Raw genomic sequence first — 18,311 nt, 5'->3', positions numbered from 1 at the left:
CGCCCGGTATGAGCCCCTTTGCTGATTGGCGCTGGGCTGATTGGCGCTGGACCGCGAGGCGCAAGATATCCGGTCTTGTGCTCATTCTTTTGCTGTTCGCTTGCCATTTGGCTTTCGACGGGCCTCTGTCGCGCCTGCGCGAACGCACGTACGACTTCTACCAGTTTCTCGCCCCACGCCAGGCGACGAGCAATCCTGTCGTGATCGTCTCGATCGACGACGCCAGCCTCAACGCACATGGGCGATGGCCCTGGAACCGTGGCCTCTTGGCCGATCTGGTGGATGGCATCACCCAATCCGGCGCGTCGGTGGTCGGGCTTGCGCTGGTACTCCCCGAAGCCGACACCTCGCCTGAGGGCATCGCCGGAGACAAGCGCCTGGCAGCGGCGCTGGCCAAAAATCGGACGGCGCTTGCCGTCAGCCTGGGCAATGAGGCGACAGTTTCAGAAACAGAACCCAAAGCCGGCTGGTCGATCGTCGGGCAAGTCCCGGATACACTTCCCGGCTTCACCGGCTTGACCGGCTCGCTTGCCGAGTTCTCGAACGCCGCCGTGGGCCTCGGCGTGATCCGCACCTTGCCCGATCCCGACGGGGTACTGCGCCATGTGCCGCTGCTTTGGCTTCGCAACACCGCTCAAGGCGTGCAGCTGTGGCCGTCCTTCTCGCTCGAGCTCCTGCGCCTTTACACCGGACAGGACGGTTACATAACCCGGATGAATGCAGCCGGGTTCGACGCACTCAGGATGGCCGGGGCCATTGTGCCGCTCGAGCCGGAGGGGGGCATCCGCCTCTGGGAAACCGCCACCGATACGCCCCGCCTATCTGCCAGCACCATCCTTTCGCGCCATGGCGATTCGCGGCTGCGGGGCGCTATCGCCATTGTCGACCTGTCGGCTGTGGGACTGACGCAGTACCTGCCCACGCCAACACATCCAGCGCGACCAGGCGCGGACATCCACGCCGATGCGATCGCCCAGATGATTGCCGGGCGCTACCTGGCAGAGCCAACGCACGCGAGAATGCTCGAACGGCTCTGGTTTCTCCTCAGCGCCGTCGTTTTCATCGGGCTTTCAGGAGTGCTCGCCGGGCGTGTCGTGGTTGGCGCCCTCGCCCTTGCGCTGCTGGCCGTCACCCCGTTCGTGTTCGGCGCTCTCGAGTACAGCCTGCAAGGCGCACTCTATGACCCGCTGCAGCCGACGCTTGCAACGATCATGGTTGCGGGCTTCGAAGGCTATGTTCTGTACAGGCGCAGCGAGCAGCGCCGGTCCACCCTGACGCGACAGTTCTCTCAATATCTTTCGCCCTCCGTGGTGCAGCGCCTCGCAAGCTCGGACACCGAGGCAATCCTGTCCGGCGAGAAGCGCGAAATCACAATCCTGCTCAGCGACATACGCGGCTTCACGACGATGAGCGAACAGCTCGACACCCAAGAAATCGCCAAGGTGGTCAACCATTTCCTCGGCATTGCGACCGATGAGATCCTCAAGCGCGACGGCACCATCGACAAGTTCATGGGCGATGCGGTGCTGGCCTTCTGGAACGCACCGCTTGATCAACCCGATCATCGCGAGCGCGCGCTCGAGGCGGGCCTTGCCCTGATCGAGCGGGTGAAGCTCGAAGACGCCGCCTTCACGGCCGATGGCCATCGCTCCATCGAAATTGGCGTCGCCATCGAGACCGGCATCTGCTCGGTAGGCAATTTCGGGTCCGAACGGCGCTTCGATTACACCGCGATCGGCTCACCGGTGAATCGCGCGGCACGGCTCGAATCGACGACCAAGAAGCTGGGCATCCCCCTCGTGCTTGGACCCGGCTTTGCAGCAGGAGCATCGATGCCGGTTGTCCAGGCGGGCGCCTTCGAGCTCCAGGGTTTCAAGGGCGAGGTACCGGTTTTCACCGTTCCGGAGATGCAAGCTGCTGAGCCGCGAAGTAAAGAGCCAACGTGGTGAGCAATCTGGCGCCCCTGCCGAGGTGGTTGGTTCGCCGCCATCCGTGCAAATGGCATCGCCTAATGTTGCACGCCGAACCCGAAGCACACTCTGACCGGTCCGCCACCGGCCAACTGCAGCATTTTCCACTTTGAGGCGAAATAATTCTCAACTATGGTCAGCCAGGCTTAAGGCATGGGGGATTGCCGATGGTTTTATCACGCAGAGGTGTCGTGCTCGGCGGCCTGGCGCTGGTCGCGGTCGGTGCAAGCGGCAATATTGTTCAAGCCGCGGCGGCAAAATCCTTTTTCGCCGGTACCGCCAGCGACAATAATTTTGTCTATCGCAAGACCAACTTCGCCAAGATCGACAAGAGATGGCATCGCCAGATTGTCAAGTATTTCAGCAGCGAGCCGGTCGGCACTGTCGTGGTCGATACCCGCCACCATTTCCTCTACCTCATCATGGAAAACAAGACCGCCATCCGCTACGGCGTCGGCGTCGGCAAGGAGGGCTTCAAATGGTACGGCCGCGCGACGATCGACCGCCGCGCGCTGTGGCCGCAATGGGTCCCACCCCCCGAAATGCGTAAGCGCAGGCCGGAGCTGCCGCCCATGATCGAAGGCGGCGCGCCCAATAATCCGCTCGGGCCGCGCGCGCTCTATCTGTACCGCGACGGCGCCGACATCGGCTACCGCCTGCATGGCACACTGGAGCCATGGAGCATCGGCACCGACGCTTCCAGCGGCTGCATCCGCATGTTCCCGGAAGACATCATCGACCTCTACCAGCGGTGCCCGATCGGCACCGCGGTGGAGGTCCTGCCGCACATCGCCGACCAGGCGCCCGCTTCCACCACTGTCGAATGATGGCGCATCATGAACCGCATGATTGAAAACACGCGCCGGCTGCTCGCCGCCAGCCTGCTGGTGCTGACCGCATCCTGCTCGACCAGCAACACGCTGACCCCGCCCACGCCCGACGTCACCAACGCCGAGATTGCCGGCTTCCAGAACGTGCAGCCGGGCAGCGAGGAGGATTTTATCCTCAATGTCGGCCGCCGCACCTATTTCACGAAAGGTTCGGCCGCGCTCGATTCTGTCGCCAAGGCCACCCTCGACACCCAGATCGCCTGGTTAGCAAAGTATCCGCGCTGGCTGCTCAAGCTGCAGGGCTTCGCCGACGATCCCGGCGCAAGCGAAACGGCGCTGTCGCAGCAGCGCGCCGATGCAGTGATGAACTACCTCGCCGCCGGCGGCATAGACCGCAACCGCATGTGGGCCAAGGGCTACGGCAAAGACAGGCTCGTCCGCGACTGCCCCGACAACGCCTGCAGGTCGCAGAACCGCCGCGTTGTGTCCAATCTGCGCGATGAGAGGGACGAGTCGTAGGGGCTGCCGTTTTGCTTGCCACCAAATCAGAGCCTCACAACGCGACGGAATTTACCCGCCTTGCACTCCTGCCTGTATCATCCGCCGCCGCCCGCTTCGGCTTCCGGCATAACTTGCAGCAACGGTTGCGGTGATACTGCGATCTCTCCCGTGAAGGGCCGATCGTGGGCGAGAATCAAGAGAACGGATGCCGCCACGCCGGTCGCAAAACTTCCAAGAGCGATCGCCGATGCCGTTCGGTTATCACTATGAACGACCGCGATCGCGAGAAGAGCACAGAAGGCTTGCAGGATCAGGCAGGCCCACTTCGTCGGGTTGACTTGTGCGGAGCTGACGAGAATCCGTTGGCGACGCGCCTCGAAGGCGTCTTCGAGCCACCTCGTAATCTCGCGCTGCGCGATCTCCTGGCCGGGATTGCTTGGCGCCAAGGCCAGCGTCGTCCGCAGCGCCTCGTTAAGCGCCGGCGGGATTATGGTGAGGGTCGCCGCGCCCTCGGCCATCAGCGACCACTCCTGGCTCGTCGTTTCCTCGATATAGCTGCGCACCAGCGTCCGTAAGCGCGCCTCGGGCTCACCGGGAAAGCTGCTCGCCAGAACCACGACCGACCGCAACGCACTGGCCTCGCGATTGACTGCCGCATTGGCGCGATCGTTGTCGCTCCACACCTGAGCCGCGGTGAACGCCACAAATAGGCCAAAGATGATACCGAGTGGCGGCAACATGCCAGGCGAAAGCGCCTTGAATGACCGCGCCGTGGAGCCCGCGGAAAGAACGGCGATGCCTTGGTGCAAGATGAACGCGACGATATAGGTGGCCCCGAACACGACGAGAGCCATCCAAGCGAGTGGAAGAGTATGCAACCAGCCACCCATGGTAGCGCCTGCCCTATCCTGAGAATTCGTCGTCAGGCGTTTGTAGGGCCGTCGTTCCACTCGTGGCAATGCCACTGTGTTCCATCGTGTCAACAAACTCTATGCTGCGGCACAGTGCTGTCTGGTCCAGGCGCGGATCCTCGATCAACGCCTGCACATCCCCGTTCACAGCGAAACCGGTGAAGAAGACCGGAAGCGGCGCCGCCGTTGGCCTTGGCATTGTGCTTGACTATGCTGGCCGCGCCATCCGCCGGACGCGAACGGACCAGAGCAGTTCCGCGAAAAGTGTGAAACGGTTTTCCCAGGAAAAGCGCGTGGGGCTTTCCCAGCGCAATTGCCTCAAAATCAAAGAGATGGAGCGGTTTCAACGTGTCCGTGGGACGATTGACAGCTCTAGGCCTTTTGTCCGGGTTGGCATGGCTGGACACGGGCGGCTAAGGCTGGAAATGTGATTGCGTCTTCGCTGCCGAGGGCTGGCCGGAGGACGAGGAGGATGGCGCTGAATTTCGAATATGTTGCCGGCCATCCGGCGCTGCATCGTTATGTCCAGGCGCAGTCGAAGGCGCTACTGCACATCTATGAAACGAGCCCGCGCCTGGCCGCCGTATTCGCCACGCAACAGCGCTGGCTGCTGGCTCACACCGGCCTTGCCCTGCATTTCGCCCGAGACCCGCGCGATCCCCGCACGGAACTTACCCTCGCCCGCTTCATCGATGCCGTGCTCCGCTATTCCGTCGCCAGCCGCAACACGGCCGAGGCCTTCATCAAGGAGATGCTGCACTATCACATCATCGAATACCTGCCGCACACCGGTGACGGACGCGCGCACCCGTTTCAGGTGACGCCAGCGACGCTGAAGGAATTCGACGGCTGGGTGTTTGCGCATCTGCGCACACTCGACGGTCTGGACGGGGGAAATCGGCTCGCTTTGTTTCTCGATCAGCCCGGCATGATTGCCAGGCTGCAGCCACTGGTGGCGGAAGGCCTGCTCTCATCCAGCCCGGTGCGCGAGCCCAAGCAGACCTTCTCGCTGTTCATCTGGCTCAACAATGGCGGCATCGTCATGGATTGGCTGATGTCCGGCATCGATCCTGACAATGCCGGTCTCGACCAGATCCCGACCAGCGTGGTTTCGGTCGGCGAATTCGCCAGTTGGTTGAAACTCTCGCGCACCCATCTGGCGCGCAAGTTGCGTGACGCCGAAAAGCTCGGCAGCGTCGGCTGGATGGGCCGGCGCGGCCATTCGGTAATGTGGGTCTCGAACAGCTTCTACCAGGAATACATGACCGTCCAGGCCGCCAAGCTTGCGGTCATCGATGCCGCTTTCGAGGCCTGTCGCCCGATGCAAAAGGCTGGCTGAACCCGCACCCTCACAATTCTTCGGACAGGTAGTCATACCAATTGCCAAGACCTGGCAGCCGAACAGCTTCTACCAGGAAAATATGAGCGCGCAGGCCGTCAAGCTCCAGGCTGAACAATAGCGATCCATCCCGACTGAATCGGGATGGATCAACTGGTCAGGGAAAGCCGGCGCAGCGCCTCAATCGATGTCGAAGGACACGCCCTGAGCCAGCGGCAGCGCCTTGGAATAGTTCACCGTGTTGGTGGCGCGGCGCATATAGGCTTTCCAGGCGTCCGAACCGCTCTCGCGGCCGCCGCCGGTTTCCTTCTCGCCGCCGAAGGCGCCGCCGATTTCGGCCCCCGATGTGCCGATATTGACGTTGGCAATGCCGCAATCCGAACCGTCGACGCCGAGGAAGCGCTCGGATTCCTGCAGGTCACGGGTGAAGATCGACGACGACAGCCCGGCACCGACCGCATTGTGCTCGTCGAGCACGGCGTCGAAATCGGAATATTTCATCACATAGAGGATCGGCGCGAAGGTCTCTTCCGTCACCGGCGAAACCTGCTTCGGCATTTCGACCAGCGCCGGATGCACGTAGTAGGCGTCGGGATGACCGTTCTCGACCCGCGTGCCGCCGGTCACCTTGCCGCCATGGGCGGAGGCTTCCTTGAGCGCTTTCTGCATGGCGTCGAACGCCGCCTTGTCGATCAGCGGTCCGACCAGCGAGGACGTCTCCAGCGGGTTGCCGACCGAGACGCTCTGATAGGCCTTCTTCAGCCGCGGCAGCAGCGCGTCATAGACGCTGTCATGCACGAACAGACGCCGCAGCGTCGTGCAGCGCTGGCCGGCGGTGCCCATGGCGCCGAAGGCAATGGCGCGCAGCGCCATATCGAGATCGGCGGTCGGGCAGACGATGCCGGCATTGTTGCCGCCGAGCTCTAGCACGGCGCGGGCAAAGCGCTTGGCCAGCCTTGGACCGACATCCCGGCCCATGCGCGTCGAGCCGGTGGCCGAAACCAGCGGAACCTTGGGATGATCGACCAGGATCTCGCCGACGGCGCGGTCGCCGATCAGAATCGGCGCCAGGCCCTGCGGCGCGTCAGCGCCGAAGCGCTTGACCGCGCGCCCAAAAATCGCCTCGCAGGCGAGTGCCGTCAGCGGCGTCTTTTCCGACGGCTTCCACACCACGGCATCGCCGCAGACCAGCGCAAGTGCTGCATTCCACGACCACACCGCGACCGGGAAATTGAAGGCCGAGATGACGCCGACGACGCCGAGCGGATGCCAGGTCTCCATCATGCGATGGCCGGGACGTTCGGTGGCGATGGTCAGGCCGTAGAGCTGGCGGGAAAGCCCGACCGAGAAATCGCAGATGTCGATCATTTCCTGGACTTCGCCGAGACCTTCAGACGGGATCTTGCCGACCTCGATCGACACCAGCCGGCCAAGCTCGGCCTTGTGCGCGCGCAATTCCTCGCCGAGCAACCGCACCAGTTCCCCACGCCGGGGACCCGGCACCATCCGCCAGGCCTGGAACGCCGTGTGTGCGGCATCGATCGTCTTGGCGGCCTCGGCCGGTGAAATCGTCTTCAGCGCCGCGATCTGCTCGCCCGTCACCGGGCTGCGCACGATGAGGTCGCCGCCGGTCAGCGCGTCCTTGGCCACGCCCAGTTTCGCCAGAAGTTCGGCCGTTTCCGTCGCTATCGTCATTTTTATCCCTTTCAGATCCGCTCGCCATAATATGGCGGCGGTCGAGCCTTCTCGCCACGTCGCCCGCGTGCCGTGGGCACGTCAGGCACTGTCATGGCGTGGCATTACTCGTTTCAGGGGAAAATCGCCACCCCGGCATGGTCCAAGCCGGGATTGCACGATTGAGCCAGCAGTCTTCAGTGCGCTGTCTTCGCGGGGGCCTTCACGGCGCCGTCTCTCATCAACCGGTCGATGTGCATGCGGATGTGGGCGGCTTCGGCCGCCGTATTGGCCAAAGCAATCGCACGGTCAAAGGCGACACGCGCCTCCTCGCCACGGTCAAGCTGCATCAGCAACCCGCCTTTGAGGCCAAAGAAGTGGAAATAGCCGGAGAGCCTTTCGCCGAGCGGCTCGATCATGGCAAGGGCGGCTTCCGGGCCTCGCACCTTGGCGACGGCGACCGCTCGGTTCAACGTCACCACCGGCGATGGCTGCATCCGCTCCAGCAGGCTGTAGAGCAGGTCGATCTCGGTCCAGTCGGTCTCCTCGGGCGTTGCCGCCCGCGCATGCAATGCGGCGATCGCCGCCTGTACCTGGTAGGGGCCGGGCTTCTGGTGGCGCAGCGCCTTGTCGACCAGCGCCAGGCCTTCGTCGATCATCTTCCGGCTCCACAGTGAGCGGTCCTGGTCGTCGAGTAGCACGATCTCGCCATTTTCGTCGAAACGGGCCGGCGCACGGGCGTGCTGCAGCAACAGCAGCGCCGTCAGGCCCATGATCTCCGGCTCGGTCTGGAACAGCCGCAGCAACAACCGCGCCAGCCGGATCGCCTCCTCGCAGAGCGGCGCGCGCGCTGGCGCCTCGCCGCTGTTGGTCGAATAGCCCTCGTTGAAGATCAGATAGACCATGGCCGCAACCGCGGCGAGCCGCTCCGAGCGTTCGACGGCGCCCGGCGTCTCGAACGGCACGCCGGCATCGGCAATGCGCGCCTTGGCACGGGTGATGCGCTGCTCCATGGCGCTTTCGCCAACCAGGAAGGCGCGCGCGATCTGCTTGACGGTGAGGCCTGAGACAATGCGCAACGCCACCGCAATCTGCTGCGTCGCCGGTAGGTCCGGATGGCAGCAGATGAACAAGAGCCGCAGGATATCGTCGCGGTAATGCGCGCCGTCCAGCCGCTCGGCGATATCGCTCTCGGCATCTTCGAGGTCCGAGATCTGGTCCTCTTCCGGCATCGGCGCCTGCTTGGCGCGCTTGCGCACCGCGTCGATGCCGCTGTTGCGGCCGACAAAGATCAGCCAGGCCGCCGGATCGCGCGGCGGCCCGTTCTGCGGCCAGTTCTTGAGCGCCCTCAAGCATGCGTCCTGGAAAGCTTCCTCCGCCGTATCGAGGTCGCGGAAATAGCGCAGCAGCGCACCCATCGCCTGCGGGCGGGCGGCGCTGATGGCGGAGCTGATCCAGGAAAGGTCGGTCATTTCAAAACTCTGGTTGGGTCGAAGACGGAAACCGGTCGGATCTCATAGGATCCACCGCTCGGATTGACCTCGGAAAGCTCGCGCGCGAAGTCGACGGCCTCGTCGAGATCGGCGCATTCGAGCGTGTAGAAGCCGAGGAACTGTTCCTTGGTCTCGGCAAACGGCCCGTCGATGACCACCGATTCGCCCTTGACCTGGCGCAGCGTTGTCGCCGCGGTGGTGGGCAGAAGTCGTGCCACCGGGCCAAGCCGGCCGGCGTCAGCATATTTCTGCTGCACATTGAGCAGTTTCGCCATCACCTCGTCATCCTGTGCCTTGCTCCAGGAGGAGACGACATCTTCGGAGGCATAGCAGAGGATAGCGTAGAGCATGGGACGTCCTTTTCTCTCATCAAAGGACGAAACAGTAGGGCCTATGCCGACATGGCGTCGACAAAAAAGTTAGGGCAATTTTTCAACCCTCGCTGGCCTTCAACCACCGCAGCACCAGCGCTTCCTCGTCATCGAGACCATCTATGGATCGCTTGCGTTTGTTGGCTTCAGTCATTTCGCTGAGCAGCCGCCCCTGCGCCCAGGATTCGAAGACCTGCGGATGGATGTAGCATTTGCGGCAGACGGCGCGCGTGTTGCCCAACCGCTCGGCGACCTTGTCGATGACGGCGTTCATCACCCGCTTCACCCCGGCCTGGCTTTCGGGAAGCTCCGTCTGCGCAAACAGCGACGCGGCGTGGATGGTGCCGCCCCAGGTGCGGAAATGCTTGGAGCTGAAGCCTTCTCCGACAGCATCGCGCAAGTAGCGGTTGACGTCGTCGGAGCGCACCGGATGCCGGGCGCCCTCCTCGTCCAGATACTGGAACAGCTTTTGCCCTGGAATATCCTGCGCGCCGCGCACGACCCGGGCGATGCGGCGGTCGACAAGCTTCAACCTCCATTCCTTGCCGGATTTGCCCTTGAAGGCAAAGCGCAGGCTCGATCCCTGGATGTCGACGTGACGGTCGCGCAGGGTTGTCAGCCCAAAACTCTTGTTGTCACGGGCATAGGCTGCATTGCCGACACGGATCATCGTGTTGTCGAGCAGCCAGACGATTGCCGCCACGACGCGCTCGGCCGGCAGGCCGCGGCGGCGCAAATCGGCATCGATGCGGCGGCGCAATTCGGGCAGGCTTTCGGCAAAGGCGACAAGGCTCGAATATTTGGCACCGTCACGCTCGGCGGCCCACAGCGGATGGTAACGGTACTGCTTGCGCCCGCGCTGGTCGCGGCCGGTCGCCTGGATATGGCCGGCGGGATCGGGCGAGATCCACACATCGGTCCAGGCCGGCGGAATGGCCAGCGCCTTGATGCGGGCGATGGCTGAAGCGCTGACGGCCTGCCCCTTCGGGCCCTTGTACGAAAATCCCTCGCCCGCCTTCAGGCGTCGGATACCCGGTTCGCTGTCGCTGACATAGGTAAGCGAGGCCTGATCGGCAGAGGCCTGAGCGCCATTCTTCGGCGCCCCATCGTCTCCCTGCCCGGCAGCCGATCGGCCGGATGGCGCCCCGGATCTGTCCAGCATGCCCCCTCCACGAGATTTTCCTCGTAGATAAGCGCCGGACAGGCCACTGGTTCCGCTACTAAACCTTTTCCAGCGCAACCGGGATGACGTCGACAGCCTGGTCGCCGACCTGACTGCCGGTGGTTTTCAGCACGCCAACGATCGGCGCCACGTCGGAATAGTCGCGGCCATAGCCGACGGTGATATGGTCGTTGCTGGCCCGCATGCCATTGGTCGGGTCGAATTCCTGCCAGCCGGCATCGCGCCCACACCACACCTTGACCCAGGCATGCATGGCGTCGGCGCCTTCGAGCCGCGGCTTGCCCTTCGGCGGAATGGTGCGCAGGAAGCCGCTGACATAGCCGGCGGGGATGCCCAGCCCACGCAAGCCCGCGATCATGATGTGGGAGAAATCCTGGCACACGCCGCGCTTCAAACGGAAGGCGTCACTGGCCCTGGTATGCACGGTGGTCGCCTCACCATCATAGGTGAAGTCGCGATGGATGCGGTTGCACAGATCGATGGCCGTGCCGACCGTCGAGCCGCTGGCGCTGCCATGTGCATAGGCGGTGATCGCTGCATCGATGCCGGCATGATCGCTGGCCGTGAGAAAGTGATGGGGTGCGTCAGCTGCCAGTGACCGCACCGCGCCGAGTTCTTCCCTCAGGCGCTGCAAGTCGGGCGACACGTCGAGCCCAGGCTCCGGCCGCGACACCGACACGCGCGCGCTCATCCTGATGTCGAGCCCGTCATGGACATCGCGAAAGGCGATCGCGGTGACATTGTTGCCGAAGAAATCGGTAAAATCCGTGCGCTCCGACGGGGTCGGCACAAACGACAGCGAGGCGGCGACCACGCGCTGCACGCCAGCAATGGTCTGCGGCAAGACACGCACCTGATGTCGGCTGCCACCGGCCGCGGCGTCATAATCGTAGCTGAGATGAAGCCTGATATCGTACAGCATGCTAACCGAAATACGCTTTGGCGAGGCTGTTGTAGAGGTTGCCGATCTCAGTGGCGAGATCGTCCAGCACCTCCGCCGACATCTCCGATGGCTCCATGACGGCAATTGCCGTGTTGAGCTGCAGGATTTCCTTGGCCGCCACCGACATATGCCCCTCCGGGCCAACCGACGGCAACAGGCCGATCTCCGCCTTCAGCCGCTCTAACTGGAACAGGATCGAGCGCGGGTTGAGCGGGTCGAGCGCCAAGAGGTCGATCACCGTGCGCCGCCCGGCCCGCACCGGATATTGCCGGCGGTGGGTCATGACGCTGTCGCCGATCTCCAGCATCATGTCGAGCGCGCCATCAGGTGCTTTTGCCCTGGTCAGGCGGGCAAGCGTGCGGGCGATCTGGATGCCGCGCTCGATGCGCCGGCCGATCTCGAGGAAACGCCAGCCGGTGAAGCGGTACATGTTCTCGTGCAGCAGGCCGGAAAAGCCGGCGAGCTTGCGCAGCATCACCGTCATCGCCCGTGTCGCGTCGTCGCCGGGCGCCACTGTCGTTGCGAATTGGTGGATGGTCTTCGACAGGTCCTTCAGCGCCAGCCAGCCGTCAGGCGAAAAGCGGTCGCGGATCTGCCCGGCGCTGTAGACGGCACTGTCGAGCGTGCCGATCAATCCGGGCGGAATGGCCGATTCGAGATCAAGGCCGAACGGCTCGAGATAGTCCCTGATATCGGCGAGCAGCGGCATGTCCGGGTCCGACGTCTCGGCCAGCCGCACATGATAGGCGCGCAGGATGCGCACCGTATCTTCCGAGCGCTCGATGTAGCGGCCGAGCCAGGTCAGGTTTTCGGCCGCACGGCTGGGTAGGCTGCCCGGCATGGTGCGGGCAAAACTGTCATGCTCCTGCGGCAGCAGCGTCTCGCGCTCGACCGGCTTCTCGCTGACCACCCAGACGTCGGCCGCCTGGCCGCCGCGCTGCATGGCGATGGCCGTCGGGTCGAGCGACAGGCCGACGCGGGCGAAACCGCCCGGCATCACCGTCCAGCCTTCCGGCGTGCGCGCCAGATAGACGCGCAGGCTTGCCGGCCGCGGTTCCAGCCAGCCGCCGACATAGACCGGCGTCGTCGACAGCGTCACCGCTTCCTGGCCGACGAAACCGCCGCCGTCGTTCTCGATGCGCGCAATCAGAGCAGTGCGTTCCTCAGGCGTCAGCGCCGAACCGAGCCTGGTCTGGTCGTCATCCTCGAAGGCAAGTCGCGTCGACAGAGCCGGCCCGACGACCATGCGGTCGAGATTGGCAAGCACATGCCGGCGTTCGCTGTCTTGCCCGCACCACCAGGTTGCAACGCTTGGCAACAAAAGCTCTTCGCCGCGCAATGCGCGTGAAATTTTTGGCAGGAAGGCGAGCAGCGCCCGCGTTTCCATCAGGCCCGAACCCAGCGCATTGACCGTCGAAACGGCACCGCGGCGGATCGCCTCAACCAGCCCCGGCGTTCCGATCTGCGAGTCTGGCCGCAGTTCCAGTGGGTCCGCGAAGGCCGCATCGAGCCGTCGCCACAGCACGCTGATCGGCATCAGCCCGGAAACCGTGCGCACCATCAGCTTGCCGCCGGAGACGGTCAGGTCCTCGCCTTCGAGCAGCATGATGCCGAGATAACGGGCGATATAGGCGTGCTCGTAGTAGGTCTCGTTGAGCGGCCCCGGCGTCAGAATGGCGACGCGGCCATCATTCTCCTTGGCCATGCCGATCAGCGCGTCGCGAAAGCGGCGGAAGAAGCCGGCGAGACGATGAACATGCATCTCGCCATAGATGTCGGACAGTGCGCGTGTCGTGGCGACACGGTTCTCCAGCGCAAAGCCAGCGCCCGACGGTGCCTGCGTGCGATCGCCCAGCACCCACCAGCTTCCGTCCGGCCCACGGCCGAGCTCGAAGGCGCAAAAATGCAGGAAATGGCCGCTGGCCGGTCTCGTGCCGGCGACCGGCCGCAAATATTCAGGGCTCGCCGCAATCAGTCCCGCCGGCAGGATGCCCTTCTCGATCAGCTGGTTCGGCCCGTAAATGTCGGCGACTATCTCTTCGAACAGATCGGCACGCTGGACGAGGCCGGCGCTGATCTCGGCCCATTCCTTGTCCTCGATCAGCAGCGGGATATGCGCCAGCGGCCATTCCCGCTCATTGGCGCCGGCCTTGTCGTAGACGCGGTAATAGACGCCGGCATCGCGCAAATATTGGTCGGCGCGGGCGAAGCGCTGGCCGAGCTTTTCCGGGCCAAGCTCTTCCAGCGCCTCGATGAAGTTCTTCCAGACCGGGCGCGGATGGCCCGACGCATCGACCATCTCGTCGACGACACCGTCAATCGGCTGGTAGTGCTCCAGCAGACTGTGCCTCAGCGGCTTGCCGCGTATCTTTTTCTGATTCCCCTTTGCCATTGCTGATCAGAGTCTGGGTGGCCGCCTGAGGTCAAGGGTCATCGGGAAGTCTTCAGAGGCTTCTTCGTTGCGCAGCACATAGGCCGACGGCGTGTGGCCGCGCGGCTCGAAGCGGGCAAGCCGCCGCGCCTCGGCCTCATTGCCGTTGACCGGGAAGGTGTCGTAGCTGCGCCCGCCGGGATGCGCGACATGGTAGACGCAGCCGCCAACAGCCCGTCCCGACCAGCGATCATAGATGTCGAAGACCAGCGGCGTGTTGACCGGCAGCGCCGGATGCAGGCCCGACGCCGGCTGCCAGGCCTTGAAGCGCACGCCGGCCACCGCGACCTCCCTGTTGTCGGTCACCTTCATCGGCACGACGCGGCCGTTGCAGACGATCGCGTGGCGTTCCGGGTTGAGGCCTTCGGTCCTGACCTGCAGCCGTTCGACCGAGGAATCGACGAAGCGCACGGTGCCGCCTATGGCTCCCTGCTCGCCCATGACATGCCACGGTTCCAGCGCTTGCCTGAGCTCCAGCTTGATGCCGGCATGCTGGACCTCGCCGCAGAACGGAAAGCGGAATTCGAGCTGGGCGTCGAACCATTCCGGACGGAACTCGAAGCCATTGAGCTTGAGGTCGTCGAGTACGTCGAGAAAATCCGCCCAGACATAATGCGGCAGCATGAAGCGATCGTGCAGCGAGGTGCCCCAGCGCACGAAGCGGCCGTCGAGCGGGTTCTTCCAGGCGCGAGCGATGATGGCGCGGACCAGCAATTGCTGCGCCAGCGACATGCGCGCATTGGGCGGCATCTCGAAACCGCGGAACTCGACCAGGCCGAGCCGCCCGGTCGGCCCGTCGGGCGAAAACAATTTGTCGATACAGATTTCCGAGCGATGCGTATTCCCGGTGACGTCGGTCAACAGATTGCGAAACAGCCGGTCGACCAGCCACGGCAAGGGTGCATTGCCCTGATCGGGATGCGGCACCTGCGCCATGGCGATCTCGAGCTCATAGAGCGAATCGTGCCGCGCCTCGTCGAAGCGCGGCGCCTGGCTGGTCGGGCCGATGAACAGGCCGGAAAACAGATAGGACAGCGAGGGACGCCGCTGCCATTGCAGCACCAGGCTCTTCAGCAGGTCGGGCCGGCGCAGGAACGGGCTGTCATTCGGCGTCGCGCCGCCGACGACGAGATGGTTGCCGCCGCCGGTGCCTGTGTGGCGGCCGTCGATCATGAACTTGTCGGCGCCAAGGCGCGTCTGCCGCGCTTCTTCGTAGATCGCGGTCGTCGTCGCCACGCAGTCCTGCCAATTCGAGGCCGGATGGATGTTGACCTCGATGACACCGGGATCGGGCGCCACGCGGATGACGTTAAGGCGCGGATCGTGCGGCGGACCATAGCCTTCGATATGCACGGGAAGGCCGATCGCCTTGGCCGCATTTTCAGCAGCGGCTACCAGTTCGAGGTAGTCTTCCAGCGCCTCGACCGGCGGCATGAACACGCAGAGCCGCCCATCGCGTGGCTCGACCGAGAGTGCGGTGCGCACCGCGCCGCCGATCTCGGTGATCTCCTGCTCGACCCGATCTTGCTGGCCGGTCGTCGCGGTGAACGAAATCGCCTGCTGGCGGCGCGCCATCTCGTCGGCGCCTTCCAGTTCTGCCGGAGCTGGCAGTATGGCTTCACGCGCCGGCAGCGGTCCACGCGGCAGCGACGGGTCGACCGGCACGATGTAGGGGAATTGCGCCGGCGGTACGTAAGGCAGCGTGCCCAATGGCAGGCGGTAGCCGACCGGGGAATCGCCAGGCACCAGAAACAGCCGGCCGCGCCTGGTCTTCCATTTCTCAGAGCGCCAGCGCGGATCCGAAGCCTGGCTGTTCCAGCGCTGCACCGGCAGCACGTAGCCTGACGGTTTCGTCAGCCCACGCTCGAACACTTTCGTCATGCGGCTGCGCTCTTCCGGGTCTTCCAGCTTGGAATTGGACGGGTCGACATTGTCGGGCAGCTTGCCTTCCTTGAGCAGCCATTCGGCCGGGTCTTCATAGGCTTCGCTGACCATGCCTTTATCGATGCCGAGTTCGCCGGCGATTGCCGTCAGCAGGCTTTCGGCTTGCTGCGGTCCGACCTTCGCATCGCTCTTTTCGCGCGCGATTAGCGACGGGTCGCTCCACACCGGCTGGCCGTCGGTGCGCCAGTAAAGCGAGAAGGTCCAGCGCGGCAGGCTCTCGCCGGGATACCATTTGCCCTGGCCATAATGCAGGAAGCCGCCAGGCGCGAAACGTTCGCGCAGTTTGCGGATCAGCGCATCGGCTTTTTCGCGCTTGGTCGGACCGACGGCGGCGGTGTTCCACTCGGCCGACTCGAAATCGTCGATGGAGACGAAGGTCGGCTCGCCGCCCATCGTCAGCCTGACGTCGCCGGCCTCAAGTGCTGCGTCGACCTTGTTGCCCAGCGCATCCAGCGCCTGCCAGCTTTCGTCAGAGAATGGCTTGGTGATGCGCGGATGTTCGGCGATGCGGTCGACCCGCATATCGAAGCCGAACTCGACATTGGCGAAGCTCGCCATGCCGGAAATCGGCGCCGCGTTGCGGAAATGCGGCGTTGCCGCCAGCGGCACATGGCTTTCGCCGGTGAGCAGGCCCGAGGTCGGGTCGAATCCGATCCAGCCGGCGCCCGGAATATAGACCTCGCACCAGGCGTGCAGATCGGTGAAGTCGACCGCGGTTCCGGCTGGGCCATCGAGCGCCACCAGATCGGGCTTCAACTGGATCAGATAGCCGGAGACGAAGCGTGCGGCGATGCCGAGGTTGCGGAGGATTTGTACCAGCAGCCAGCTCGAATCCCGGCACGAGCCTTTTTTCGCGGCCAGCGTCTCCTCCGGCGAGAAGACACCGGTTTCCATTCGCACGATATAAGCGATCTCGCGCTGCAGCCGCGCATTGAGGTCGACAACGAAATTGACGGTGTTGGTCGGGCTGCGGTCAATGGTTTTCAGAAAGGCGGACAGCAGCGGCCCCGCCGGTTCCGGCGTGCGGTAGATGGCGAGATCGTCCCTGATCTCTTCTGGATAGTCGAACGGGAAGGTCTCGGCCGCCGGCTCGACGAAGAAATCGAACGGATTGTAGACCGTCATGTCGGCAACCAGATCGACCTCGATCTTCAGCTCCGTCACCGGTTCGGGAAAGACGAACCGGGCAAGGAAATTGCCGTAAGGGTCCTGCTGCAGATTGACGAAGTGATTTGCCGGCCCGACCTTCAGCGAATGGCTGAGCACCTTGGTGCGGGAATGCGGCGCCGGCTGCAGCCTGATGACCTGGGGCCCGAGAACCACAGGCCGGTCGTATTTATAGTGGGTCAGGTGGTAGACGGCTGCCAGAATTGCCATGGGGCCCCGGAGATCGGCGTTTCAAACAAATTCGCCGAACCCTGACACATCTGCTGGGCATTCTCCAAGCACAGATGTTGCGGTGCACCTAATTTAAGCAGCCGAAGCCGGCTCAGAAGAACGCCTGAATGCCCGTCTGCGCCCTGCCAAGGATCAGCGCGTGCACGTCGTGCGTTCCTTCATAGGTGTTGACCGTCTCCAGATTCTGCGCGTGGCGCATGACGTGATAGCCGATCTGGATGCCGTTGCCGCCATGCATGTCGCGGGCCTGGCGGGCAATGTCGAGCGCCTTGCCGCAATTGTTGCGCTTGACGATCGAGATCATCTCCGGCGCCATCTTGCCCTCGTCCATCAGCCGCCCGACGCGCAAGCTCCCCTGCAGGCCAAGCGCGATTTCGGTCTGCATATCCGCGAGCTTCTTCTGGAACAGCTGGGTGCCGGCCAGCGGCTTGCCGAACTGCTTGCGGTCGAGGCCATACTGCCGGGCGCGGTGCCAGCAATCCTCGGCCGCGCCCATGGCGCCCCAGGAAATGCCGTAGCGGGCACGGTTGAGGCAGCCGAACGGGCCGCCGAGGCCCTTGGCGTTGGGCAGCAGCGCATCTTCGCCCACTTCCACGCCTTCCATCACCACCTCACCGGTGATCGACGCCCGCAGCGACAGCTTGCCGCCGATCTTCGGCGCCGAAAGCCCCTTCATACCCTTTTCCAGCACGAAGCCGCGGATTTCGTCCTTGCCGTTCTCGCCTTTCAACTTCGCCCAGACGACGAACACGTCGGCGATCGGCGCGTTGGAAATCCACATTTTCGAGCCGGAAACCCTGTAGCCATTCGCCGTCTTCTCGGCCCGCGTCTTCATGCCGCCGGGATCGGAACCGGCATCTGGCTCGGTCAGGCCGAAGCAGCCAATCCATTCGCCCGAGGCCAGCTTCGGCAGGTATTTCTTGCGCTGCGCTTCCGAGCCATAAGCGTGGATCGGATACATCACCAGAGACGACTGCACCGACATCATCGAGCGATAACCGGAATCAACACGCTCTACTTCCCGCGCGACCAGCCCGTAGGTGACGTAATTGGCGCCGAGCCCGCCATACTCCTCAGGGATGGTGATGCCGAGCAGGCCGGCCTCGCCCATCTCGCGAAAAATGCCGGCATCGGTCTTTTCCTCAAGATAGGCTTCCTCGATGCGCGGCGCGAGCTTGTCGGCGGCGAAGGCAGCCGCGCCATCGCGCACCATGCGCTCATCCTCCGAAAGCTGGTTCTCGATCAGGAAAGGGTCTTCCCAGACGAACGCGTTCTTGTCGGCGGCCATGGCTCGGTCTCTCCCAGCGAAAATCTTGATTGCCC

13 protein-coding genes are annotated in these 18,311 nt (G+C 63.9%); 4 read left to right on the top strand and 9 right to left on the bottom strand.

Annotated elements, in window-relative coordinates; genetic code table 11:
- The first annotated feature begins 8 nt into the window (after nucleotides 1–8).
- From AC1D1L_RS03580 to AC1D1L_RS03570, 3 genes are all read left to right on the top strand, one after another.
- Nucleotides 9–1,949: a CHASE2 domain-containing protein gene (locus AC1D1L_RS03580; RefSeq protein ID WP_477338890.1), complete on the top strand. Its 1,941-nt coding sequence runs from the start codon at nucleotides 9–11 to the stop codon at nucleotides 1,947–1,949.
- A gap of 188 nt (nucleotides 1,950–2,137) precedes the next feature.
- A complete protein-coding gene (locus tag AC1D1L_RS03575) occupies nucleotides 2,138–2,797 on the top strand; it encodes a L,D-transpeptidase (protein ID WP_477338888.1) in 660 nt (219 codons plus the stop codon).
- Between the two features lie 9 nt (nucleotides 2,798–2,806).
- Nucleotides 2,807–3,319: an OmpA family protein gene (locus AC1D1L_RS03570; RefSeq protein WP_477338886.1), complete on the top strand. Its 513-nt coding sequence runs from the start codon at nucleotides 2,807–2,809 to the stop codon at nucleotides 3,317–3,319.
- Nucleotides 3,320–3,396: 77 nt separating this feature from the next.
- On the opposite strand, the gene AC1D1L_RS03565 is transcribed toward AC1D1L_RS03570, so the two are convergent.
- Nucleotides 3,397–4,143 (bottom strand): bestrophin-like domain, encoded by a 747-nt coding sequence (locus AC1D1L_RS03565; protein WP_477338884.1) that lies wholly within the window; start codon nucleotides 4,141–4,143, stop codon nucleotides 3,397–3,399.
- Between the two features lie 541 nt (nucleotides 4,144–4,684).
- Between AC1D1L_RS03565 and AC1D1L_RS03560 the strand changes: the two genes are divergently transcribed.
- Nucleotides 4,685–5,551, top strand: coding sequence for a hypothetical protein (locus AC1D1L_RS03560; RefSeq protein WP_477338882.1), 867 nt, complete (start codon nucleotides 4,685–4,687; stop codon nucleotides 5,549–5,551).
- A 180-nt stretch (nucleotides 5,552–5,731) separates the two neighbouring features.
- Here the strand turns inward: AC1D1L_RS03560 and amaB are convergent, their stop codons facing one another.
- From amaB to AC1D1L_RS03520, 8 genes are all read right to left on the bottom strand, one after another.
- A complete protein-coding gene (gene amaB / locus AC1D1L_RS03555; protein WP_477338880.1) occupies nucleotides 5,732–7,246 on the bottom strand; it encodes an L-piperidine-6-carboxylate dehydrogenase in 1,515 nt (504 codons plus the stop codon).
- Nucleotides 7,247–7,422: 176 nt separating this feature from the next.
- Nucleotides 7,423–8,697 carry an RNA polymerase sigma factor gene (locus AC1D1L_RS03550; protein WP_352586347.1) on the bottom strand — a complete coding sequence of 425 codons (1,275 nt, stop codon included), beginning with the start codon at nucleotides 8,695–8,697 and terminating at the stop codon, nucleotides 7,423–7,425.
- Nucleotides 8,694–9,068 carry a YciI family protein gene (locus tag AC1D1L_RS03545; protein ID WP_112559367.1) on the bottom strand — a complete coding sequence of 125 codons (375 nt, stop codon included), beginning with the start codon at nucleotides 9,066–9,068 and terminating at the stop codon, nucleotides 8,694–8,696. Before AC1D1L_RS03545 ends, AC1D1L_RS03550 begins: the two co-directional genes overlap by 4 nt.
- Nucleotides 9,069–9,150: 82 nt before the next feature.
- Nucleotides 9,151–10,251: a DNA topoisomerase IB gene (locus AC1D1L_RS03540; RefSeq protein ID WP_477338877.1), complete on the bottom strand. Its 1,101-nt coding sequence runs from the start codon at nucleotides 10,249–10,251 to the stop codon at nucleotides 9,151–9,153.
- Nucleotides 10,252–10,309: 58 nt separating this feature from the next.
- A complete protein-coding gene (locus tag AC1D1L_RS03535; protein WP_477338875.1) occupies nucleotides 10,310–11,194 on the bottom strand; it encodes a transglutaminase family protein in 885 nt (294 codons plus the stop codon).
- A gap of 1 nt (nucleotide 11,195) precedes the next feature.
- Nucleotides 11,196–13,607: a circularly permuted type 2 ATP-grasp protein gene (locus tag AC1D1L_RS03530; RefSeq protein WP_477338873.1), complete on the bottom strand. Its 2,412-nt coding sequence runs from the start codon at nucleotides 13,605–13,607 to the stop codon at nucleotides 11,196–11,198.
- Nucleotides 13,608–13,613: 6 nt separating this feature from the next.
- Entirely contained in the window at nucleotides 13,614–16,967 is a 3,354-nt protein-coding gene (locus tag AC1D1L_RS03525; protein WP_477338871.1) for a transglutaminase family protein, read from the bottom strand.
- Nucleotides 16,968–17,079: 112 nt separating this feature from the next.
- The gene (locus AC1D1L_RS03520; RefSeq protein WP_477338869.1) at nucleotides 17,080–18,276 is read right to left on the bottom strand and encodes an acyl-CoA dehydrogenase; all 1,197 of its coding nucleotides are present in this window, start codon (nucleotides 18,274–18,276) and stop codon (nucleotides 17,080–17,082) included.
- Nucleotides 18,277–18,311 lie beyond the last annotated feature (35 nt).

Source organism: Mesorhizobium sp. P2_D6, from assembly GCF_056404315.1.
Note: the sequence above shows the minus strand (reverse complement) of the source record. Positions and strands in the feature narration are given on the sequence as shown.